Annotated in this window: 14 protein-coding genes and 1 pseudogene; 10 read left to right on the plus strand and 5 right to left on the minus strand. The window is 53.2% G+C overall.

The window, feature by feature from the left end; all coding sequences use genetic code 11:
* Nucleotides 1-38 precede the first annotated feature (38 nt).
* From HDF08_RS21950 to HDF08_RS04805, 3 genes and pseudogenes are all read left to right on the plus strand, one after another.
* Nucleotides 39-2,608, plus strand: a pseudogene (locus HDF08_RS21950) (DNA polymerase III subunit alpha); the annotation flags it as partial.
* 300 nt (nt 2,609-2,908) lie between these two features.
* Complete coding sequence (locus HDF08_RS22100) at nt 2,909-3,196, plus strand: OB-fold nucleic acid binding domain-containing protein (RefSeq protein WP_373563170.1); 288 nt, start codon at nt 2,909-2,911, stop codon at nt 3,194-3,196.
* A gap of 1,575 nt (nt 3,197-4,771) precedes the next feature.
* The gene (locus HDF08_RS04805) at nt 4,772-8,215 is read left to right on the plus strand and encodes a TonB-dependent receptor (protein ID WP_179637431.1); all 3,444 of its coding nucleotides are present in this window, start codon (nt 4,772-4,774) and stop codon (nt 8,213-8,215) included.
* Nucleotides 8,216-8,335: 120 nt separating this feature from the next.
* Here HDF08_RS04805 and HDF08_RS04810 read toward each other — a convergent pair whose 3' ends face one another.
* Both HDF08_RS04810 and HDF08_RS04815 read right to left on the minus strand, forming a co-directional pair.
* On the minus strand, nt 8,336-9,163 hold the full coding sequence (locus HDF08_RS04810; RefSeq protein WP_257031042.1) for a DeoR/GlpR family DNA-binding transcription regulator: 828 nt from the start codon (nt 9,161-9,163) through the stop codon (nt 8,336-8,338).
* 151 nt (nt 9,164-9,314) lie between these two features.
* The gene (locus HDF08_RS04815) at nt 9,315-10,508 is read right to left on the minus strand and encodes an acyltransferase family protein (protein WP_179637432.1); all 1,194 of its coding nucleotides are present in this window, start codon (nt 10,506-10,508) and stop codon (nt 9,315-9,317) included.
* Nucleotides 10,509-10,760: 252 nt separating this feature from the next.
* Between HDF08_RS04815 and HDF08_RS04820 the strand changes: the two genes are divergently transcribed.
* On the plus strand, nt 10,761-12,122 hold the full coding sequence (locus HDF08_RS04820) for a Gfo/Idh/MocA family protein (protein ID WP_179637433.1): 1,362 nt from the start codon (nt 10,761-10,763) through the stop codon (nt 12,120-12,122).
* 34 nt (nt 12,123-12,156) lie between these two features.
* The gene (locus HDF08_RS04825) at nt 12,157-13,185 is read left to right on the plus strand and encodes an aldose epimerase family protein (RefSeq protein WP_179637434.1); all 1,029 of its coding nucleotides are present in this window, start codon (nt 12,157-12,159) and stop codon (nt 13,183-13,185) included.
* Here HDF08_RS04825 and HDF08_RS04830 read toward each other — a convergent pair.
* Nucleotides 13,160-14,443 carry a D-tagatose-bisphosphate aldolase, class II, non-catalytic subunit gene (locus HDF08_RS04830; protein ID WP_179637435.1) on the minus strand — a complete coding sequence of 428 codons (1,284 nt, stop codon included), beginning with the start codon at nt 14,441-14,443 and terminating at the stop codon, nt 13,160-13,162. The two genes, HDF08_RS04825 and HDF08_RS04830, sit on opposite strands and share 26 nt — an antisense overlap.
* Nucleotides 14,444-14,445: 2 nt before the next feature.
* Nucleotides 14,446-15,678, minus strand: a complete 1,233-nt coding sequence (locus tag HDF08_RS04835; RefSeq protein ID WP_257030870.1) for an SIS domain-containing protein — start codon at nt 15,676-15,678, stop codon at nt 14,446-14,448.
* A gap of 31 nt (nt 15,679-15,709) precedes the next feature.
* On the opposite strand from HDF08_RS04835, the gene HDF08_RS04840 reads away from it, so the two are divergent.
* Nucleotides 15,710-16,696: a carbohydrate kinase family protein gene (locus tag HDF08_RS04840; RefSeq protein WP_257030871.1), complete on the plus strand. Its 987-nt coding sequence runs from the start codon at nt 15,710-15,712 to the stop codon at nt 16,694-16,696.
* Between the two features lie 99 nt (nt 16,697-16,795).
* Here the strand turns inward: HDF08_RS04840 and HDF08_RS04845 are convergent, their stop codons facing one another.
* On the minus strand, nt 16,796-17,863 hold the full coding sequence (locus HDF08_RS04845) for an amidohydrolase family protein (RefSeq protein ID WP_179637436.1): 1,068 nt from the start codon (nt 17,861-17,863) through the stop codon (nt 16,796-16,798).
* Nucleotides 17,864-18,112: 249 nt separating this feature from the next.
* Between HDF08_RS04845 and HDF08_RS04850 the strand changes: the two genes are divergently transcribed.
* The 4 genes from HDF08_RS04850 (at nt 18,113) to HDF08_RS04865 (ending at nt 23,071) form a co-directional block, all read left to right on the plus strand.
* Nucleotides 18,113-19,825 (plus strand): MFS transporter, encoded by a 1,713-nt coding sequence (locus tag HDF08_RS04850; RefSeq protein WP_179637437.1) that lies wholly within the window; start codon nt 18,113-18,115, stop codon nt 19,823-19,825.
* 212 nt (nt 19,826-20,037) lie between these two features.
* On the plus strand, nt 20,038-20,715 hold the full coding sequence (locus HDF08_RS04855) for a response regulator transcription factor (RefSeq protein ID WP_179637438.1): 678 nt from the start codon (nt 20,038-20,040) through the stop codon (nt 20,713-20,715).
* Nucleotides 20,716-20,719: 4 nt separating this feature from the next.
* The gene (locus HDF08_RS04860; protein ID WP_179637439.1) at nt 20,720-22,144 is read left to right on the plus strand and encodes an ATP-binding protein; all 1,425 of its coding nucleotides are present in this window, start codon (nt 20,720-20,722) and stop codon (nt 22,142-22,144) included.
* Nucleotides 22,145-22,330: 186 nt separating this feature from the next.
* Nucleotides 22,331-23,071, plus strand: coding sequence for an acid phosphatase (locus tag HDF08_RS04865; protein WP_179637440.1), 741 nt, complete (start codon nt 22,331-22,333; stop codon nt 23,069-23,071).
* Nucleotides 23,072-23,118 lie beyond the last annotated feature (47 nt).

Here is a 23,118-nt window from a genome sequence, read left to right on the forward strand (position 1 = left end):
TCAGTTTTCTCGAAGGTGCCACTATGCCGGAGTTCCTGATGCAGCAGGCCGCGCATCTGGAGATGCGGGCGATGGCTCTGCTCGACCGCAACGGCCTCTACGGAGCAGCGCGCTTTCATATGGAAGGAACACGGTCTGGGGTGCGAGCGCACATCGGCGCGGAGGTTGCGGTAAGCGACCTGGGCCAACGCCTTCAACCTGCACCGTATCTACCCCATCAGCTTCCTGCTGAGCCTGTACGCTTGCCGCTGTTGGCTGAGTCACGCGTTGGCTACCAGAATCTTTCGCGACTGCTTACGCAGTTCAAGCTACGCGAGACAACTAAGTCCGAAGGCACGGCGACGGTTGCGGACGTGGAAGAATACAGCAAGGGTGTTGTCTGCCTGACGGGTGGAACCGAAGGCCCGCTGGCTGCGGCATTGGCTCGCGGTGGCTATGACGCTGCACACCATGCCGTAGAGAAGTTGATACAACTCTTCGGTTCAGGGAATGTCTACGTCGAATTGCAGCGCCACTTTGACCGCGAAGAGGAGCATCGCAACCGTGCGGCGATTCGTATTGCGCGCTCGCTGAACCTGCCGCTGCTGGCGACGGGCGGTGTCAGTTATGGCACTCCGTATGAGCGTGAAGTGCTCGACATCTTTACGTGCATACGCCATCGTAAGACTCTTGATACGGCTGGGCGCCTCCTCAGCCGCAATGGGGAGCGGCACCTGCATACAGCAGTGGAGATGCGTCGGCTGTTCTACGACCATCCCGAAGCCATTGCCAACACTCGCGAGTTGTCGGACCGTCTGCAATTTCAGATGACGGGCCTCGGATACGAGTTCCCGGCGTATCCCGTACCTGATGGAGAAACGATGGATTCGTTTCTCCGCAAGCGCGTTGAGGAGGGGATGCGTCGCCGCTATCTTCCCAAGAATGATCCGGCCCTTTATGAGAAGGCCAAGCGGCAAGCGGAACGCGAGTTACGGCTTATCGAAAAGCTGGGATTGGCTGGGTATTTTCTTATCGTGTGGGACGTTGTCTGCTTCTGCAAGGACAACGGAATTCTCATTCAAGGCCGTGGCTCGGCGGCGAATAGCGTTGTTTGCTACGCGCTCGAAATCACCATCGTCGATTCGGTCGGACTGGACCTGCTTTTTGAGCATTCCTTTCTGAAGAGCGTGGCGAGTGGCCGGACATCGACCTGGACCTGCCTAGCAAATCCGATCGCGAGCGTGCGATTCAGTACGTGTATCAACGTTACGGGGAGTTGGGGGCCGCCATGACGGCGAACGTCATCACTTTCCGCAGTCGGTCAGCGTCGCGAGAGGTGGGTAAAGCTCTTGGCTTCGATCAGGAGACGGCGGCAAAACTCGCCAGTCTTATGAGCGCATGGGAATGGAAGGCTCCCAGCGATACGCTCGAAAACAGCTTCAAGGCAGCAGGACTCGATATAAAGCACCGACGTATTGCGCATTATCTTCAGAAGTGCGGCGAAGTACTGAACCTCCCCCGCAATCTTGGCCAGCACTCAGGCGGGATGGTCATTTGCCAAGGGCATCTGGATTCGGTCGTGCCCATCGAACGAGCTTCGATGCTAGGTCGCACAGTCGTGCAGTGGGATAAAGACGACTGCTCCGATATGGGCATCATCAAGGTAGATCTCCTGGGTCTCGGGATGCTCGCAGTGCTCAAGGATACTGCTTACCTCGTTCCGCAGTATTACGGCGAACAACTTGACTACGCACAACTTCCACAGGACGTAGCCGTATACGAGACTATTGAGCAGGCTGACACAGTGGGGCTGTTTCAGATCGAAAGCCGTGCCCAAATGTCTACTCTGCCGCGCACAAAGCCAAAGTCCTTCGCCGACCTGTCGATGCAAGTTGCCATTATTCGCCCCGGGCCGGTAACAGGCAAGTTTGTTAATCCCTATATCGCACGTAGGCTTGGCAGAGAGCCCATCACCTATCTGCATTCGTCATTCAAGCCATTTCTGGAACGGACACTCGGGGTGCCGTTATTCCAGGAACAGGTGATGAAGATTGGCATGGTCGCCGCGAATCTCACAGGCGGAGAAGCCGAAGAGCTGCGTAAGGCGATGGGTGGCAAACGGTCGGAATCCATCATCGCCGGACTGAAGAATAGATTGCATGAGGGTATGACCGCGAACGGATTTAGCGCCGCAGCGCAGGAAGAAGTGATGCGGGTGCTCTCGACCGTGAAAGAGTTCATGTTCCCTGAATCCCACGCTCACAGCTTCGCTTCTATCGCGTATTCGAGTGCCTATACTCGCTATCACTACACGGCTGCCTATACCTGCGCCCTCTTCAACAATCAGCCGATGGGATTTTATTCACCCGCTACGATAGCGAATGATGCGAAACGGCATCGCGTCAAGATCATACCCATCGACGTACAGCGTTCGGACTGGTTTTGCACGCTCGAAGAACTAAGCGAAAATGACCGCGCCAGATATGCAGGACCTTTCGCCGTTCGCATGGGACTGAAATATGTAAAGGGATTACGGCAGAAAGTTGGGGACGCAATCGCCGAGGCCCGCATTATGGAAGGTCCATTCGCCTCTGAGTACGATTTGAGTCGACGGGTAACAGCAATCAAGAAGCTGGAATTGACTCTGCTGGCGAAAGCAGGAGCATTCAACTGGACCGGAGAGAAACATCATCGACGTACCGCTCTATGGAACGCAGAGCGGGCAGGTCAAACCGTTGGGCCGCTCTTTGAGAACATCCCTGACGAACATGAACTCCAGACTACTTCTCCGCTGCGGCATATGACAACGGAAGAGCGGTTAGTGGCTGATTTTGAAAGCACTGGAATAACGCTTGGCCCGCATCCGATGGCGTATCACCGGGTAGAGATGAACGCCGCTGGTGCGCTCACGGCCACGAGTTTGAGAGGGATGCCGGACGGAGTGTACACATGCATCGCTGGAGCAGTGATTGCTCGACAACGGCCCGGAACGGCGGAAGGGTTCATTTTTCTCAGCCTGGAAGATGAGACGGGCATCTCCAACGCAATCATAAGTCCGCATCTCTATGAACGGCATCGCGTCACGGTGACACGAGGAAAATTCCTTCGTATAGAAGGTACGTTGCAGAATCAAGACGGTGTTATTAACGTGAGAGCGTCAGCCGTACATATCCTAACGTTCAGTAATATAGACGTGCAGTCGCGAGATTTTCATTGAGTCTTCTTCGTTCAAGACTCTAACTGAAAGTGGCATATCGAGAGACAAACTATGTGACAAAGCAAAAGTGCCATAAGGAGCTGATAACAGGCTAATTTCACAATTGATTTCGATAAATCGGAAATGATTGACAATACGGGAGAAATTGATGGGCGGGTATGGCAGTGGTAGAACGCAAAGATGGGGATGTACGGATGATTACGTGCGGCTCGATGTACGCTGGTGCAAGCGCCAAGGATACTTAAGGCCAGGGTGGTCCGGTATGGTGCATTGGTCACGACGGGGAGAACGCTTTGCCTCTGTCAACATCCAAGCTGTGGATGGCCAAATCACTCTCCGATACAGAACCCGTCCTAGGGGCGAAGAATGGCAACATAAACACTATTCGGTTGTTGTTGAATGGACTCCTTGCCTCTTCGGAGGCAATCGCGCATGGTTCCGTTGTCCTGCATGTAACCGTCGCTCGGCGATCTTGTATGGCGCGACGGTGTTCGCATGTCGCCATTGCCTACAACTCTCCTATGAGTCACAGCGGGAAGCTCCGCACTTCCGCGCACTGCATAAAGCACAAGGCATCCACGAGAAACTAGGTGGAAGCGGCATCGTTGATGACCCGGTATCCAAACCCAAAGGAATGCACTGGCGGACCTACTATCGACACATGGACCAGATGGGGGAGGCGGAGTCCAGAGCGATACCACCATGGTTGTTTAGGCACCTAAATTAGCCGACCACGCACGTCGCTGAGTAGGTTTGATTCCAGTCAGGACAGTGTCACGAAAACAGCGGCTCATTGTAAAAAGGCTGATCTCACGATTGAGATGGCTTGGCTGTGGACCGTGACTAATTCCGTGACCATTCGATCCTAATCGACCGTGATCGAACCTCACTGATCGAACAAGTCTGATTGCCGAAAATTACTGAATAATGTGGCATTCCAGCCAAGAAGGTTGGCGCGGAAGGGGACTTAAAATCCGCAGACCCTTATCAGGTCGTGGGGGTTCAAGTCCCCCTCCGGGCACCAATAACCCACAATCTATTACATCAGTTGACGTTCTTGGGTGTAGGGTCAGACTTGTCAGGTAGGGTACCGTAGCCCTGTGTAGGTCGAAGCCGAATCTGCGTCAGGCGTGTAATTCTTCCTCGAAAATCTCATCCGGTCTCTTGGCCTGAGGTAAAAATCCGTCAGGACAAGCTATCCGGCCTGCCGTCACGCCTAAGACACCTAGCCATTCCGAACGAGCATCGGTTTTAAAAGTAGCCCTCCGAAGTCTATGTTGCCTTCAGACTGACCACGGTCACCGAAAGAAACAAAGCTCGCGAATACCAAGACGATTCCTTGTATTTTGCTCTTTGCACAAGTCCGGAAATGACGGTCGAGGCAATGATCTCGTTACTTTTAGAGTCTTCAACGATCTGTTGCGATCATGAACCTGATCAAATCCCGACTTCGCATATTGGAAGTCTTCTCGGGTTCGGGGAAACATAAATAGATTGACAATTCATTGATCTTCCCTGATTATTCACAACAATACGTAAACAAATGAAAATTCATGAAGCTGAAGGGAAGCTCATATGCAGATGCGAAGGAATGTGAAGGTATCAGGTTTCATTCTGCTTGTGATCTTTCTGGCCGCGGTCCCGCTTTTGCAGGGGCAGATCGATACTGCAACCGTAGCGGGCAGAGTCACCGATAAGACCGGAGCCACTGTTCCAATGGCAGATGTGACAGTCACAAATACTGAAACTAACTTCGTTTATCACGCCAAGAGTTCTGCAAACGGCGAGTGGACGATTAGCCCGGTTCATATTGGCACGTATCGATTGGCAATTAGCGCGACGGGATTCAGCCAGGCAGTTGCCGGCCCTTTCACCTTGAGTGTTCAACAGCGGCAGCAGTTCGATCTTGCGTTGCAAACTGGTTCGGTGAGCGCAGTTGTTGAGGTCTCGGATACTGCGCCAGTGCTTGAGACGGCCACTTCAGAGCGCAGCCAACTCATCGACAGCCGCACGATGCAAACCCTTCCACTCAATGGAAGAAATCCGGTTCAACTTGCGCAGTTGTCCGCAGGCGTGACGGTCAGCGAGCCGGGTGCCCGCGACGAACAGGGCTACGGTTTCAGCGCGAATGGTGCGCGGTCGCTGCAAAATAATTTTTTGCTGGATGGCATAGACAATAACTCGAACCTGCCAGATCTCTTGAACGAAGCAAACTATGTAGTGATGCCGTCAGTGGATGCCCTTCAAGAGTTCAGGTTTGAGACTGATTCTTATTCTGCTGAGTTCGGCCGCGCTACTGGCGCTGTTGTGAATGCTACGACCAAGAGTGGATCGAATCATATTCATGGAGTCCTTTATGAGTTCTTGCGTAACCAGGCGTTTGATGCGCGTAACTATTTCGATCAAACGTTGCCTCCTTATCATCAGAATCAGTTCGGAGCGACCATTGGTCTTCCTATCATTCACAACAAGTTGTTTTTATTCGCTGACTATGAAGGCCTGAGATTGTCGCAGGGACAGACCTACACTGCACTGGTCCCAACCGCCGCGCAGACTGCAGGAGATTTTTCGAGTCAGCTTGACCTTACTTCGGCCACGGGAGTAAATGACTGTAACGGCAATCCAACCTATAACGGAGAGCTCTTCGATACCAAAAAAACCCAGGCTTCGGCGGCGAGTCCGACTGGTTATTGCGGCGTTCCGTTTGGTTATAACGCGGATGGCACACCGTCAAACGTGATTCCCAATTCAGCTATCGATCCGTTAGGAGCCAAGTTGGCCGCTTTATACCCCGCGCCAAACGCGAACGGCTCAGGCTACAACTATGTTTCGAATCCCAAGCTGATACGAAACGCGAATCAGGGTGATGTTCGAGTCGATCAGGTAATGACGCATAGTGACAATATCTTTTACCGGTTCAGCATAAGCCGTGCACCTTCAACGATTCCAGCTACATTCCCCGGCATTGCGGACGGCGGCGGCTTCTTTACAGGGGTGGGAGATAATCGTGCCTACTCCATTGCAGTGAGTGAAACACATGTATTTTCTCCGACGCGCGTAAACGAAATCCGCATTGGCTATAACCGGCTTCATACGAACCGATTTCAGTTCAACTCTAATACCAATGTTTCAGCGGCTGTTGGCTTTCCTGGAGTCCCGTATCAGGCAGGCACGGACAATGGTGGATTGCCACAGATGTTCTTCAATGATGTGGCGACCCTTGGAAGCCCTACTTATCTTCCTTCGAATGAAATTCAGAACACCTATTCATTGTCCGACACCTTTACTCTCATTGTGCATGATCACAGCATTAAGTTTGGCGGTGAGATACGGCCGGAAGAGTTCACAATCTTCCAACCTGCAGCACCACGTGGGACCGTAACCTTTGGGACACAGTTCACAGATAATCCGGCCGCGCAGGGAACTGGTGGAAGTGGTTTTGCTACCCTGCTCACCGGACAGCCGGATGGTGGTGGGATTAACAACCTCAACAACGTCGACTACAACAGGAAGGTCTTCGGGATTTTCCTGCAGGATGATTGGCGTGCCACACCGAAGCTGACGATCAATGCGGGAATTCGCTACGACTTCTTCTCCGCCATACTCGAACGTCATAATTCGCAGGCCAACTTCAATCCGATCACAGGTCAACTCGACATCCCTCGCAGTAACAACGCGGTGCTAACCCCTACGCTTGCAGGTTTGCTTACTGTGAATAGAACGGCTTCGAACGGATTGATTCCGCCAATCTATACCAATGTTTCTCCGCGCTTCGGTCTGGCGCTTCAGTTTTGGCAAGGGTGGGTCTTGCGTGCGGGTACTGGTCTTTTCTTCAATGGGGAAGAGAGCGGGCCATACAGTAACCCAAGTCCCGGCTTTAACCCACCTTACTTCGCCTCGCAGAATTATGTTGCGCCTTGTAGTCTCGCATCGTATGCGTCCGTGCTGGACTGTTCGATTCCAGGCCTACGCACGTTGTCGGATGGCTTCCCATCTGACGCTCTTAGCGACCCGAATACACCTAATCTCTTCTCCGAAGATAAGTTGAAGACACCCTACGTAGCACAATGGCATTTGACGGTGCAACATGAGATCACTCCACACACAACCATCGAAGTGGCATACGTCGGATCCAAGGGAACGCATCTCTATACATTTGCAAACGTGAATCAGGCTGCACCTACTGCAGACTCGTCCGCTCCGTCTGCCCCACGCCGTCCTTTTCCGACGCTGGACACGTCGATTGGATGGCTGCGCTCGAATGGCTTTACCAACTATAACTCCGGCCAACTTAAACTCGAGCAGCACTTGAGTCATGGCGTAGCTGCGATCGTTAACTATACGTACAGCCACGGTCTTGGCAACTCCTCAAACGCCAATTTAGGAGCACAGAATAACGACTCCTTCCGTGACGGCAGGACTGTAGGTGAGTATGGAAATCTGGACTTCGATGTCCGGCACCGCTTTACGACTGGCTACTCGTGGGATCTTCCAATCGGGACAGGGAAAGAGTTCGCCGGATCGGCCGGACGTCCGTTGGATTACATTATTGGGCACTGGCAGCTGTCTGGTATAGCCACGCTATCTTCAGGCACCTGGTACACGGTTACCGACTCCAATGCGAACTTTGCAAACTCCGATGGGCAACAACGACCTGATTTTGTCCCCGGGCAGAAAGCCTCCGGCAAACCGTGCGCTGCTGGTACGTTTTTCAATACATGTGCCTTTCAGGATCCTGCATTCGGATCTTTTGGAAACGTATCGCTTAACACAGTCAACGGTCCAGGCGTGAAGAACTGGGATATCTCGGTGCTAAAAACAATTCCTGTCGGAGAGGCTCGCCGCTTTGAACTGCGTGGGGAGTTCTACAACGCGCTCAATCATCCGAACTTTCTCTTTGCGGCCCCAGGTCCACAGAATTCCAATAACGCTACTACCTTCGGTTCAACAAACTTTGGTGTTGTGACCGCAGCGCGAGACCCAAGGCTTATCCAGATTGGCGCGAAGTTCTACTACTAGTCTCTTTGCAATGAGAAAAGACCGCGAAAGTTGAATCGACGCGGTCTTTTTACGTAACTTAGCAAAATGGGTAGAAGAACTCTATCTGCACCAGCGCAGAGCATACCTAATCAACGTTTTTTAAACCAGAATCAGTTTGCAACCAAAAGATCGAATTCTTTCCTGAAGTTCAGGTAGCAAGCTTACATCACTGATAACCATGTCAACCTCTGAAAATGAGGCTATCAAGGACATGCTGCGCTTGCTGAACTTACTAGCATCGGCGACCACGATGATCTCACGTGCCGCACGCAGCATTGCGCGATTGGCCATTGTCTCTTCCAGATTTGTGCCGCTCACGCCGAAGTCGGGATCGCAGCCTGCGCCGCACAGGAATAGTTTGTCCGCTGAGAACTGTTCAAGCATATCTTCGGTAGCCCGACCAACGATTGAGGCTGAATCGTTACGTACAGTGCCACCCATCATGATGATCTGGGTGTTGCGTGAACCAAGAAGTTCGGCTGCGATATTCACTCCGTTTGTGATGACCTGAAGATGCGGGATATTCTTGAGATGCCGAGCGACCTCGAGCGTTGTGGTGCCTGAATCGAGGATGATCGTCTCGCCCTCTCGAACGAGCGTAGCCGCCATTGCGCCAATGCGTTGTTTCTCTTTTGACTGGCTCTTGATGCGTTCGTGTACAGGAGACTCGCGAAATACAGTGTCTTGGATGACCGCGCCGCCGTGTGAACGCTGCACAAGGCCTCGTTGATCTAATTCATTGAGATCGCTGCGGATGGTGACCGCCGAGGTATTGAAGCGGCGCACGAGTTCGTTTACTTTTGCCCGGCCCTCAGACCTCAGGATCTGGAGAATCTGCATTCGGCGCTCCTCTGCCATCATTCCTTCCTGCAAAGGCTCCTCTACGCGCGACTCGCCTGTATGGTTTTCAGCTACTTCTCTCTTCATTTCACCCACTCCGCTCTCCTGAAAGATGCCGCGCTGCTCTCAGTGCAAAGTCTACGCGAGATCGAAGCCGGAATAATAAGTACAGCATATCGGAGACAACCCGGGCCACGGCAGGTCATTTTCTTCAAAAGAGCTTGAGCATCCCTCGTGATCAGATGCGAAGAAATATTTTATTCCGGAACATCCAGTGAAGTATAAGCCAGTAAACTGCGAGCGTAAGGAGCCCAAGTGTGACGGGCTCGAGAGCAGTGCCGAAGATATTGAGCGTCGCCATGCGCAAATTGATGCGGAAGCTGCTCTCAACGAAATCCTCGAAAAGATGAGCCATTAGATAAGCTGCGATTGAATTCATGCCAATTACGACAAGAGGAAATGCAAGACGCGTATGTTTCTTGATGTCCACGATCCATGAAAACGCGGCAAGAAAAAGGAAGCACATTCCGCCACTAAAAAGTGTCCATGCAGGCGTCCAAATTCTTTTGACAATGGGGCAAATTCCTGTGAAGTGCAGCAGGAGGCCCGCAGCTATCAGGATGACAGCTGCGGTCAAAAACTTGCGCAATGGGACATTCGGTTTGTCCGCAATCAGCCAACGGCCCGCGGCCAAGCCGAGCAACATAGTGCCGAGCGTAGGAATAAAACTGAGAGTGAGATATCCGCCGTCATTGAAGAGGAACCGACTTGGCCGCGGAAACAGATTCAGGAACCATAGATCAAAGGCCTGACCAAGGTTGCTGTTCTTGTTCCAATGTGAAGCGAATCCGTGCAAGAGATGCTGATGCCAGTCGTCAGGCACTCCGACAGAAGCATAAGGGAAGGCCGGTCCAGGGGCCGGATAGAGAGCCCATGCCAACCAGTAGCCAAACAGGATCACTCCAAAGGCGGTCCACTGCCAGCGAGGTCGGACAAAAGTAAGGAGAAATGCAAAGGTGTATCCAAGACCGATCTGGGTCAGAGTGTCTTCAAAGGTGAAGTTCGTCATTTCGCTGTGGATGGACCTCAGAAAGATCCCGAGCGCTACCAAAAGAAAGCTTCGCCAAATCGTATGGCCGACCATCCGCTGAAATGTTTCACCTTTTCGGTGGCGGCTTCTCAAAGAATAGGGAAGCGCGACGCCGACAAGGAAGGTAAAAGATGGTTGAATCATGTCGTGAAGCCCCATCCCTACCCATTGGACATGCGTCTGATTGAAGGAAAGGATGCGCCATAGGGTGCTGTTTGGGAAGGAGTGGGCAACTGTCTCAAATTGCATTACTTCGCCCATCATCAAAAGCATGACCAGACCGCGATAGGCATCAACGGCAACGTTACGCTGCGGCGGTATTATGTCGACAGCTGCACCCATAAGCGGGATCTCCCGGAGTCATTTTCTAATGCGACAGACGCCAAGAGGTTTACTGGAGCGTCGCGGTGTGCCAATTTTAGCATGAATAGGCTTCATTATCTTTCACATATCTTCACTGCGGCGACATATTATGGCTTTGACACTCAATGTTTAATTCAAATACTCTTATGCGAAAGATTAAACATTTCGATTGCTTGCGAATTGATTTAACTTAGGTAATGCTCTGCGATCAGAAATCCAAGGAGAATTCACATGAGTTTCGACGAAAAGGTTACCGGATTGGGATCGTGGACTAGACGCCGATTTGTGCAGATAAGCGCAGCCAGTGCCGTAAGTGCAAGCCTTGGAAGTCTGGCACAGGCAGAAGCGGGCGGATCGGCCAGCATGATCGACGTTCCTTTTGAAAAGCGTAATCCAAGGATCGCTATGATCGGCACAGGCGGACGCGGAACGAATCTCCTTGAAAATCTGCTGGCCGCGGATGCTCAAGTAGTAGCGCTGTGTGACGTGGTAAAAGAGAAGGCCGAACACGCCGCTTCGTTGGTTGTGGGATCAGGTCAAAAGAGCCCCGAGTTATATACCGATGGCCCGCACGCTTTCGAAAAGATGTTAGGCAGACAGGACGTGGATCTGGTTGTGGTGGCGACCCCGTGGAATTGGCACGCAGAGATGGCTGTCTCTGCCATGAAACACGGCAAGGATGTTGCTGTGGAAGTGCCCGCCGTCACGACGATCGAGGACTGTTGGAAGATCGTTAAAACATCAGAAGAGACCCGCAAACACTGCACGATGCTTGAGAACTGCTGCTATGGCTACAACGAGACGCTGATTCTTCGCATGGTGCATGCGGGTAAATTTGGTGATCTGCTTTATGGTGAAGGCGCCTATCTTCACGATCTTCGAGAAGAGTTGTTTTCTAACGCTGGCGAGGGGCTTTGGAGACGGACAGAGCATACCAAACGTGACGGTAACTTATATCCGACCCATGGCCTGGGGCCCGTGGCGAATTACATGGGAGTTCAGCGTGGCGATCGGTTTGGCTATATCGTTTCGATGAGCACTCCTCAGCGCGGCTTGGATGCGTACCGTAAAGAGCACCTGCAGGCGAGCGATCCTCGAATGACAGAAAAATACATCACAGGCGATATGAACACGTCATTGATCAAGACAGCTAATGGTCTGACTATTACGGTAAAGCACACGGTTTCTACTCCGCATCCGTACGACCGCATCAATCTCATAGCGGGAACGAAGGGGATCTTCGAAGACTATCCTCCACGTATCTATCTTGACGGTCAGAACAAAGACGAATCGTGGGAACCAATCGACTCGTGGAAGGAGTATGAGCACCCACTCTGGAAGAAAGAAGGAGAGATCGCCAAAAAAATTGGAGGTCACGGAGGCATGGATTACATCATGCTTTATCGCCTGCTCCAGTGTGTCCGCGAGGGTCTGCCGCCTGATATGGATGTTTACGATGCCGCTGCATGGTCCTCGGTAACTCCGCTTAGTATTGCTTCTGTGAGTCGCGGTAGTGCACCGATGGAATTTCCCGACTTCACGCGAGGCAAGTGGCGGGAGCGAAAGGTCTCGGCAATCGCGACGCAGGTCTAGTAACGCGGTCGAACTAGAATTGGTGCGACACAGCATGAACACAGACAACGATCGGATTGTTTTGGAGAACGGTCCGATAAAAGTAGTTCTGCTGCCGGGCAGCGGCGGCAGAATCGAGTCGCTGCAAGGCGCGGGGTTTGAATTCCTGCTCCAGTCGGTGGATTCCGGTCCACGCAACCCTTATGAGCGTATGACTCCAGGCATAAGTTTTCAGGATGGGGCCTGTTCAGGGATCGACGAGTGTCTTCCGACAGTTGCGAGATCGGGAATTGGCATACCAGACCTTGAAGTACCCGATCATGGAGACTTCTGGGCAATTCCGTGGACACTCCAGGAGCCAGCCACTGCACACTCTGTCACTATCACAGCTGATGGGACCAGCCGACCGCTGCGTTTTACGAAGCGGCTTGAGGTTTATCCAACGTCTCTGCGGATTGATTATGTAGTTCAGAATTTAGGCTCACAGCCTGTCGAGTATCTCTATGCGTGTCACCCTTTGCTTTCGATTGACGTAGGGGACCGCATCGTCTTACCGAAGAGTGTTTCGTCCTTACGGGTAGAGTCTTCCGCCCGCAATCGCTTGGGCAATCAAGGTGATTCGATCTCTTGGCCAATCACACACGATGCATCGGGCCCCATCGATTTAAGTGTGACGCTGCCTTCCATCGCTAATACTGCCGACATGCTCTATACGGGGCCACTGGCGTACGGACGTTGTGGCCTCTTTCGCTCTGCAGTTGGTCGAGGCGTTGTGCTTCATTTCGATCATGCACAACTGCCTTATCTGGGTCTGTGGCTCTGCTACGGTGGATGGCCAGATGATTCCGAGAGACGCCAGTTTGCAATCGCACTCGAGCCTACCGTCGCCGCACGGGGCTCTCTTGAGAACGCGATCCGCGATAAGGTGGCACCCGTGCTTGAGGCCAATCAAACTCGTTCCTGGACTATTGAATTTCTAATTGCCGGACTCACTGAAGTGATCAGCGAAGAAACCTTCGTTCGTGGTATCGAAAGTGGAGTTGCCTCTCCAGTTAGGCTCAGCGACCTGGTGAGCAAGACTTAGCATAGACGCGCAGGACATCCTTGACCTTGTCTACGATCAGCGATGTTGGATCGTAGGGTATCTGCCCAAGCCGTAGACGCGCATATTGAGCGGGCATGAAAAGACTGAGAACGCTCTCAGGAATCTTCGTTGTTTCGAGATTGCGAATGAGCCGGCTTACAGAAGCTACAACCTCAGGATTGTGCCAATAGTACCGAACCCGGTCACTGTAGCTAAAGCGCCGAAGAAGTTGTTGCTGGCTAGGACTTCCTTCGTAGTAAGGGCGCCATTCTTGAGGGTTGGCGATCATAGTTTGCTCGAGAGTCTGCAATAACTTTGACTGCTCTTCAGGTGCAATCAACAGCTCCTCGATCGCAGCAAATGCGTCCATTGCTTCGCGTAAAGCAAAAGTCATTGCAGGGCCGACTTTTAGAATGGCGAATCCGTCATGTACTAACTCACCGTAAGCATGTGGGAGCTGATAGTCGGTTGAGTGTGCTTCAAAGACGATGTCGCTGTTCTCTTGTTGTCGCCATTCAACAAGCGCTTTTGCCTTCGAGCGTTGATAGTGAACTACGCTGTCATGATCGAACTCCACACCCGGTTGCACGACCATCGCGATCACACGCTTCCACGCGTCTCCCAGACCATGCTTCATGAAAACCTGTCGATGAATTGATAAAGTGCGTGACGCTGACTTAGGCGGAGTTATCGAGAGATTATTGAGCGAATGTGTAGCCCCGCCAGGTGTAGGAACTTCAGTTCCGATGACATAGACCGGCTTGGTTATTTCATCAGCATACGCTGCCTCTGCTTCGGTGCAGAGCGCTGCACTTCGATGCGCAACTTCTTCATCACTGAGTATGGCGGGATCATCTAGACACGACATGCTCGCGTCTAGATGTATTTTGCTAAAAGAGGCCTTGGCATAGGCGGACACCATGGTTTTTGCGTACTGCATCGCTTCAGATGCTGGCAGATGTCGCCACGGATTCGGCCCGAGGTGATCTCCACCGAGGACAAGTCTCTGTGGCTCAAGATGCGCGGCAGTTGCAATCGTTTCGGCAAAGCGACGGAAATCGGAAGGCTGCATTCCGGTGTATCCGCCCATCTGATTAACCTGATTGCTCGTCGCTTCTATTAGCAAAAGACTTCGATCTGCTACGGCCTGTTCCGCAGCGGCACGCAAGACAAGCGGATGTGCCGAACATACTGAGTAAATCCCCGATCGAGTTCCATCTTCCCGCAATCTGAGGTGATTCTGGAGAATAGAAGACATCTTTAGCGGTAGATCGTGAAGTCGCTCACGACGCGGTTGATCACACCTGCCGGGCTTGGTGCGTCTGGTCTCAGACCAAAAGCGATGGAATAATAAAGGCCGAGAAGTTGTCCGAAGATGACATCTACAGGCGGCCGATAGGCGTCAGGGAACAGTCCATCGATAGCGTGATATGTATCGCAAAGAGGAGCAATTTCCCGTTCGGACGATCTCAAACCTACAACGACACACGTTGCGGTGATGTTCTTCGCTTTTATCTCACGGAGCAGGTCAGCTTCGTAACGGAAACGAGTTCGCTCCGACGACAGAAAACAAATCAGATCGGTATCACGATCAAGGGCAGCCATTGGGCCGTGACGAAGCCCCAGTGAAGTCTGTGGCATGGTCTTGACCTGGCCGCCAGACATTTCCAGTACCTTGAGCGAGGCTTCTCGGGCGACAGCCGCCAGCGATCCCGAACCAATCATGCAGATACGCTGTGTGTGGCGGCGGGCCATCTTTTGCGCAAGCTCAGCAGAATCGCTCAGGAACTTGTTTGCCGCATCGATCATGCCGTCGAGAATAGGCTTGTACTCCGCAAAGCTCCAGGCATGCGCCAGGCAGTGCCCCAAAACCACCATGTTGGTGAAGGAGCTGGTCATGGCCAGGCTGCGGTCGTTGACGGCATCGTCAAGCACCGCAGTACAGACATGGGCATGATTTGCAGCAAGTCCTGCCATCCGGGAGTTAGGATTGCAGGTGACTACCAGGTGCGAGATCTCGGGATAGATCTCCAGAGCCTGCTCGAGAACATTGACCCCCTCGGGAGAGTCGCCAGAGCGTGAAAATGAGATCCAAAGATAGCGGCGTCCGGGGATGACATACTCCGACATACCAGGCAGCAAATCTGTGCTCGCAACCGCCGTTGCTTCACAACCCCAGCGCTGCCTGAGCAGGAGTGCAAGAGATTCTCCGATGAAGTCAGAGGTGCCCGCGCCAATAAGCATTACGATCGGGCGCTTCTCGAGGGGACCGGTTACTCCCGTCTTCTCGAGGAAAGTCCGAAACCGCTCCTGCTGTGCCTCGAAGAACAGCGCTGTCTTGCGCCAGGTCTCAGGCTGCTGCGCGATCTCGCGCGGCGTAAAAATCAGCCCTCGCGACTCCTGTTCGGAGGTCGGCAGATCAAGCAAAGTTGTTAGGGCACCCACGGGATCAGTCCTCCAGATAAAACTAAAATAGAAAAACAAAAGAAACAAAACACAAGGAATAGTAACATAAAAACTAATTATGAAAGCAGTAAATAAGGTTGAGATGATTGTTGACGGATCGATTTCGCAAGCGCGCTTCGATGTGACCATTGCAGGTGAGATCAACCTGGATCTTATTCTCTATGGGTTAGCTAAGGAAATGCCGGTTGAGAGAGAGCTATTGGCCTCGGACTTCCGCTTAACCCTTGGAAGTTCGTCTGCCATTGTCGCCCACAATCTCGCTTCACTTGGGGTAAAAGTTGGATTTGTGACACGCGTTGGCCCCGATGATCTTGGGAAGCTGGCGCTTGCCAGGCTGGCCGAAAGTGGAGTCGATCTGTCGCAGGTTCAATCCGGATCTTCCGGTACCGGAGTGACCGTTCTTCTGCCTCATGGGAAAGAGCGTCATATCTTGACGTACCTGGGGACCATCGCGGAGATGACCGTAGAGGATCTTCCGATGGAATACCTTCTCTCGTCCCGCCATTTTCACCTGTCCTCGTTGTATCTCCAGCGTGGCTTGCAACCCGGTCTCGCCGACTTGCTTCGCAAGCTGAAGTCAGCTGGCTTGACCATCTCTCTAGATACAAATGACGATCCGGAGGATAAGTGGGCAGGTGTACTCGATGAGATCCTTGATCTTGTTGATATTTTTCTTCCCAGTCAAGATGAGCTGATCCGTATTGCTGGAGTCTCCACCGTTGAAGAGGCATTGGAGATCGTTGGCCGTCGGGTTCGCGTGGTTGTCGTTAAGTGCGGCTCTAAAGGAGCCTTTGTGCAGGATGGAGTCATCCGGCAGCATGTTCCGGGTCTTACTGTAACTCCCGTCGATACAATAGGAGCAGGGGACAGCTTTAACGCGGGCTTCCTAAGCGCTTATCTCCGCGGCGCATCGGTAAATGAAGCGGCACGTATGGGTAATGTAACGGGCGCACTCTCTACACTTGCACCGGGCGGTACAGAGGCTTTCCGAGACAAAAATCTTAGAGAGCGATTTCTCTCCCAAAACAGCGGTGGAAATTTCTAAAAACATACTCAAAGCTTTTTGCCAGTATTCATTAGAGTTTTGAATTGAAAGTCTTTGTAGCATTGCCGGACCAATCTGCGACACTGGAAGCGGCTTCGACTATTGAAGCCGCGGCAGTAGTCGAAGAGCATTCTCTCGATAGACCTTCAACAAAACCTCCTCCGGTAGAAACAAGCCGTAGATGTTCCAGCGTCCTTGTCTGGAGGCATGCGAGGGATACTCAAAATACTCATCCGCTGTCTCAAGGAAACGAAAATAGAGGCGATACATTTCAGGCTCAGGCAGCAGATCTGTGCCGAACAGAATACGGTCTGCATATTTTAGGAAGAATGCGCGCGCGCTATAAGGCTGTCTTCCAAGCTCGGGAGTGCGGGCGCTGATATCGATCTGTAGATTGGGAAGAGCATCCAATTGCTCAGCTAGATACTCCAGATCTTCCCCGCTTTCCGCGCAATGCGCACCAACAAAAGTAGTAGAAGGATGCCGCGCGATGACGCGGTTACGCTGTTCAAGCAGATCACGTTTCGTGACCGGCAGTTGATGAAACCCCCAGTCAGGATGTGCAGCTAACTCTTCGTATCGTTCATTTTCGGCGTCGATCGGCTCGAAGAATGCAGTGGGATCAGAGGTGTGAAACATCACAGGGAGACCGAGCTTCCCGCACGCGTCAAAGATGGGAGAAAACCGTTCATCATCAATGCGCAATAGAATACCGTCACTGTCGCGCAATGTTAGTCCGAGGTCTTTCCAAAACTTGATTCCGCATGCGCCGTGATCGATCATCCGATGCAGCCTGTCCAGGGTTACCTGAGTAAAATCGTTGCGTTCTACACCGCTCCAATCCATCCATCCAATCGTCGAGAAGCGCGTTGGAGCAGCGGCATGATATCGGTCCATCATATCCAATGCTCTTTGACCAACCTGCATGGTGATGTTGACTACATGCTCTACACCACATTGATCCATGATGGAGAGAACGTCATGAGGGTTCATGGAGTCGAGATGATTGTGATAGTCGATCACCGGAAATCGAGCGCGTTCCACCCTATGCACCTTGCTGTTCAAAGTGGAACGTGGATGAAAATCGCTCAAACGCAGATCCACCTCTGCGGTAGCGCTTACCATGCTAACGAACTTGTCCGAGGTGCCTTCAGAACCTTTCACCATAGCCTCAATCGATTTGTATCTTTTTATTACGTTTTGTTTCGATTACACTACAACTCCAGTTGATTCTCGTCAAGATGTTCAACGAGCCACTTCTGCCCAGAGGCACTCCTGCTGTCGTTTCAAAAAGGAATGTGAGTCTAACAAAGCTCTCTAGCGAAGAGTCCGTTATGGTGGTTCTTTGGGAGAGAGTTCTACTCAAGTCGTTACCTCAAGCCTTTCGATTCTGTCTAAATTCTCTCAAGGGAATCCATGAACCCAGCTTCTTCAGTAAAAACTAGCCCTGTTTTTTACAATAGATTTCTCCTGTGTATCGCCGGGTTGGGCGGCCTGCTCTACGGAATCGATATAGGTATCATCTCCGCAGCTTTGCTCTATCTGGGCAAGACTGTTGATCTGACAGTCCGTCAGACATCGGCAATCGTCGCGGCCGTGCTCGGTGGCAGCATGCTCTCGTCGCTGATCGCCGGATTTTTCGCCGAATGGTTTGGCCGTAAGAAGATGGTTATCCTGAGCGGTCTGTTATTTGTATCGAGTGTCAGTCTCATCGTGCTCTCACATGGCTTTGTTCCTCTTCTTCTTGGGCGACTGCTGCAAGGATTTAGCGGTGGAGTGATTGCCGTCGTGGTCCCGCTTTATCTAGCTGAATGTTTGAGCGCAAACACCAGGGGCAGGGGATCAGCGGTCTTTCAATTCATGCTCACCTTTGGCATTCTCGCTGCAGCTTTCATCGGCTGGTTTTATATCCATCAGGCTGAGGCGGCGATTCATGTAGCCGCAAATGATCCCGCGCTGGTCCGGGCGGCTGAAGACCATGCGTGGCGCGGGATGTTTCTGTCGGTCATCTACCCTGGCGTTATCTTTTTTGTCGGTGCATTCTTCCTGAGCGAAACCCCGCGTTGGCTCTTCCGTCAAGGCCGCATAGAAGAGGCGAATATCGCGCTACGGCGTGCCTCATCGGAAGCGGAATCCCAACGGGAGATGAGTGAGATGGAAGAGCTTGCGCTTGAGAACACGCAGGCTGCTACGCACACAGGGTCACTCTTGCAACGTAAATATGTCGTTCCATTCGTTCTGGCGTGTGTCATCCTGGCTTGTAATCAGGCGACAGGCATCAACTCGGTTCTCAGTTATCTGATCGTTATCCTGAAGCAGGCTGGCATGTCTGCGAATCATGCCGCGCAAGGGGATCTAGCAGTCAAGCTTCTCAACTGTGTCATGACCATTGTTGCCATTGCGCTAATCGACAGGAAGGGCAGAAAGTTTTTGCTCACTCTAGGGACAGGTGGCATTATCCTCGCGCTATTGGCAATAGCCTTCTTATTCTACGGATTCGAATCTCATCGCCAGGACATCACCGCCGAGGTGCAAAGGGAGGTTCGTGAAAACAGTTTGAAATTGCCTTCGAGTGATATTAAAACCTGGTCGCCTCAAGAATCGGGCGCAACGGCTCTGACGGTTCTTTATTCCTACGGCACCGGCGACAGGATGGCAACCCTGGTCAGCACTTACGCCGAAACTCTGTCGTTAGTTCCTGACCCCCGATTTCCCACGCAACAGTTGAATATCAAACGCGCCTTCTTGAGCCATGTTCCTGCAGAGCGTACCGGTTGGTTCATCACCTTTGGGCTCGCACTGTTCATTGCTTCCTTTTCCATCGGCCCGGGTGTGGTTGTCTGGCTTACCTTATCTGAGTTAATGCCGACTCGCATCCGCTCTGCGGGAATGGGTATCGCGTTGCTCCTCAATCAAGGAGTGTCCACTCTCATCGCTGGCGTGTTCCTTCCCTTGGTTTCGACATATGGCTACTACCTGATGTTTCTGGTTTGGGCTGGCTGCACAGTCGTCTATTTCATTACTGCAGCATTTTTTCTTCCGGAGACCAAGGGGAAGACTCTCGAAGAGATCGAGCGTCAGTTTGACCCGGCTCATTTGCTGCTCCCACGCAGCACATCTGATAGCTGATTCTTAACCACTCTAAGCAGCTTTTTCTCGAAAGACGTCGTCTCCGGTATCCAGGGTTTTACTTTGGGTCGGGATGAAAATGAAACGATCACGCTTCGAGGGCGTAGTCCCTAATAGTTCAGGCATCGTCCGCGAGTCCCGATGAATCTGGTTATGTAATCATCTGTTCACATTCCAGTACCACCACCAGTTGTAGCCTAAGTGCTGCACTCATGAATGTACTAGTCATCGAAGATGACAAGCGGATTGCGTCCCTTGTCGAACGTGCCCTGACGGAAGATGGTCACAGAGTCACTCTCACCCACGATGGTCAGGAGGGCGCCGACCGACTAATCGCAGGAAACTTCGATGCTGCACTTTTAGACATCCTGCTTCCCCGCATCGACGGATTCCAGGTTCTGCACCGAGTCCGCATGAAGCACTGCAAGACCCCCGTATTGGTCCTCACTGCAGTCGATGCCGTTCCCAAGATCCTGCACGCGTTCGATCTCGGTGCCGACGACTACCTCGTCAAGCCCTTCATCCTCGAAATCCTGCTGGCACGAGTCACCGCGATCGCACGAAGAGTCGCCAGGCCCGAACCGGTCATCATCAGCGTCGGCGACGTCACACTCAACCCAAGCCGCCGCCTCGCAACCCGCCACGGAAAAGACATTCCCCTCACGCGCAAACAGTTCGAGCTCCTGAATCTTTTGATGGAGCGCCGCGGCCTCATCACCTCCCGCGAGCAGCTCATCGAAGCCGGTTGGGGACGCACCTCCGAAGTAAAAGAGAACACCCTCGATGTCTATATCCACGGCCTCAGAGCCAAGCTTGAGAGCCCGCTCGATCATGGTGAACCTCTCATCCGGACCGTCCACGGCACCGGCTATATGTTTGAGGCGACCTGACCGCATGCACGCGCTCTCTGTCCGTGCGAAGTTGATGTTCCTTTACTTCCTGGTCACCTTCACCGGCCTTCTCTTGTTCGGGCTTATGAGCTTCGGCGTGCTGCAGTACACGCTGCTGCAAGCGAAGAAGACCCACCTGCAGGGCAGGGAAGACCGCCTCCTCAGCCTCCTTAGCGAAAACAACGCAAGAAAAGATCCCATCAGCCTCGAAGAAGAGCTCCGCAACTATGCGCTAGTTACCCACGAAGGAAATCTTTTCGCGATCCATAACCTCGACGGCACCCCACTCTTTCCCTCAAAGAGCGTTGCACCCGACTGGCCTCTGCCCAAGGGCGAAGACTGCGCCCACCCGGTCTTTCGCTCTGCCATCCTCGACCCCCAGCCAGCCATGATGATGTGCCACATCATCCTGCTCGACGGCCACCCCGTGCGTCTTCACATCGGTGGATCGCTCGAGGAAGAGGTCGACATCCTCAAAAAATATCGCAACGCCCTGTTGCTGTTGATGCCCGGTCTGCTCATCCTGTCCTCTCTCTGCGGCTACCTCCTCAGCGGCCACGCCCTCAAACCCGTCGACCGCATGACCCGCGCGGCGTTAGGCATCGGCATCGGCAATCTCTCCGAGCGGCTTCCAGTCCCGCAAGCAAAGGACGAAATACAGCAGCTTGCCATCGCCTGGAACCAGCTCCTCGTCAGGCTGGACGCCGCCGTCTCACGTCTCAGCCAGTTCTCCGCCGACGCCTCCCACGATCTCAGAACCTCCATCACCGTCATCCTCGCCACCGCACAGCTCTCGCTTCATCGCCGCCGCTCCGAGGACGAGTACCGCGATGACCTCGACAAGATCGTCACAGAGTGCCGCACTGCCTCCACCCTTCTCGACGCACTTCTCGCCCTCGCCCAGAGCGACAACTTCATCCACGAGGTCGCCTTCAAGGAGATCGACCTCTGCGAGCTTCTGGTCAGCGGCTGCCGGCGCGTCGAAGACCTCGCCGAGTCCAGCGACATCATGCTCGACTGGCACCTTCCCCCCGAACCCGCCTTCATCCAGGGCGACGAGCTCCTCCTCCAGCGCCTGCTCGGCATCCTCCTCGACAACGCCATTCGATACACGCCCGGCCACGGCGAGATCCGCGCCGAGGTCCTCCTCGCCGACAATGCCGCCATCGTCACGGTGCGCGACACAGGCGTCGGCATGTCCGAGGATGTGCGCCAACACGTCTTCGACCGCTTCTATCAGGCAGATCTCCGCGAGAGAAAATCCAGAGCAGGCAGCGGCCTCGGCCTCTCCATCGGCCGGTGGATCGCAGACGCCCATGGCGCCGACCTCACAGTCGAGAGCACCCCGGGAAGAGGCTCTGCCTTTCAGATCCGCTTCCCCATCATGTCTGAAATTAACCCTGCAACCACCGTTCACGCATCGCGTTGAACCACCCAAACTACGAACTTAAAGTTTGCTGAAATTAGCCTTAAAGAAACCTTAATATCAACAAAAAAATGGAAATGCGAGCCATTTAGGACTCATATTCACGCTGTAGTAACAGGCCAGAAGCCTTAAGTTCACAAACCGACCCTAAGCTCGGTTTCCATTATGCGACATAAATCTTCTGCAGGGATGCTCCTGCTCCTTCTGACGCCTTCGCTCATCGGCGCTCAGAAGCAGCAGTCCGATCCTATCCCACAGCAATCGAGCAAAGCTCCCCACGCCGCCTACTTCGCCAACCCATCCACGCTCGACGCAGCCCTTCTCCTTGCTCCGCCTCCAGCACCCGATTCCACCACAACTCAAACCGAGCTAGCCCTCATCCACCGCGTCGAACAGACCCGCACCGCCCAGCAGATCGCAGCCGCTCGCGCAGACGATCAGGAGCAGGACATCTTCATCTTCAAAGACTCCCTCGGCCAGGACTTCACCGCCGAAAAGCTGCCTCTCACCGCCGCTCTCTCCCGCCACATTCACAACGACGAAGGCGTCGTCACCAAACCGCTCAAGAACACCTTCGCCCGGCCCCGCCCCTTCCAATCCGACAGCACGCTCAAACCCGTCTGCGCCCTCAGCAAGGAACCGAACTCCTACCCCAGCGGCCACACCATCTCCGGATACCTCATGGCCTTCACCCTCATGCAGATCGTCCCGGAGAAGCAGGCGCAGATCATGAAGCGCGCCGAGGACTACGCCCACAACCGCATCGTCTGCGGCGTTCACTACCCCAGCGACCTCGACGCCGGACGCGACATCGCCTATCTCATGTTCGGATACATGCTCGCCGACCCGCAGTTTCAGAAAGAGCTTGCAGCCGCACGCGAAGAGACGCGCTCCCGCCTCGGGCTTCCCACCGCCGTCTCGCCCTCTTGAACAAATTGCAACAGCAAAACGACAACTCAATTCTTGACCTGCACTGG

The organism is Tunturiibacter empetritectus (assembly GCF_013410875.1).
GTDB lineage: Bacteria > Acidobacteriota > Terriglobia > Terriglobales > Acidobacteriaceae > Edaphobacter > Edaphobacter empetritectus.

Coding starts and splice junctions, on each gene's coding strand:
- HDF08_RS04855 (WP_179637438.1), top strand. CDS start 20,038: ATGAATGTACTAGTCATCGAAGATGACAAGCGGATTGCGTCCCTTGTC.
- HDF08_RS04830 (WP_179637435.1), bottom strand. CDS start 14,443: ATGTCTTCTATTCTCCAGAATCACCTCAGATTGCGGGAAGATGGAACT.
- HDF08_RS04865 (WP_179637440.1), top strand. CDS start 22,331: ATGCTCCTGCTCCTTCTGACGCCTTCGCTCATCGGCGCTCAGAAGCAG.
- HDF08_RS04850 (WP_179637437.1), top strand. CDS start 18,113: ATGAACCCAGCTTCTTCAGTAAAAACTAGCCCTGTTTTTTACAATAGA.
- HDF08_RS04805 (WP_179637431.1), top strand. CDS start 4,772: ATGCAGATGCGAAGGAATGTGAAGGTATCAGGTTTCATTCTGCTTGTG.
- HDF08_RS04845 (WP_179637436.1), bottom strand. CDS start 17,863: ATGGTGAAAGGTTCTGAAGGCACCTCGGACAAGTTCGTTAGCATGGTA.
- HDF08_RS04815 (WP_179637432.1), bottom strand. CDS start 10,508: ATGGGTGCAGCTGTCGACATAATACCGCCGCAGCGTAACGTTGCCGTT.
- HDF08_RS04860 (WP_179637439.1), top strand. CDS start 20,720: ATGCACGCGCTCTCTGTCCGTGCGAAGTTGATGTTCCTTTACTTCCTG.
- HDF08_RS22100 (WP_373563170.1), top strand. CDS start 2,909: ATGCCGGACGGAGTGTACACATGCATCGCTGGAGCAGTGATTGCTCGA.
- HDF08_RS04810 (WP_257031042.1), bottom strand. CDS start 9,163: ATGAAGAGAGAAGTAGCTGAAAACCATACAGGCGAGTCGCGCGTAGAG.
- HDF08_RS04820 (WP_179637433.1), top strand. CDS start 10,761: ATGAGTTTCGACGAAAAGGTTACCGGATTGGGATCGTGGACTAGACGC.
- HDF08_RS04840 (WP_257030871.1), top strand. CDS start 15,710: ATGAAAGCAGTAAATAAGGTTGAGATGATTGTTGACGGATCGATTTCG.
- HDF08_RS04825 (WP_179637434.1), top strand. CDS start 12,157: ATGAACACAGACAACGATCGGATTGTTTTGGAGAACGGTCCGATAAAA.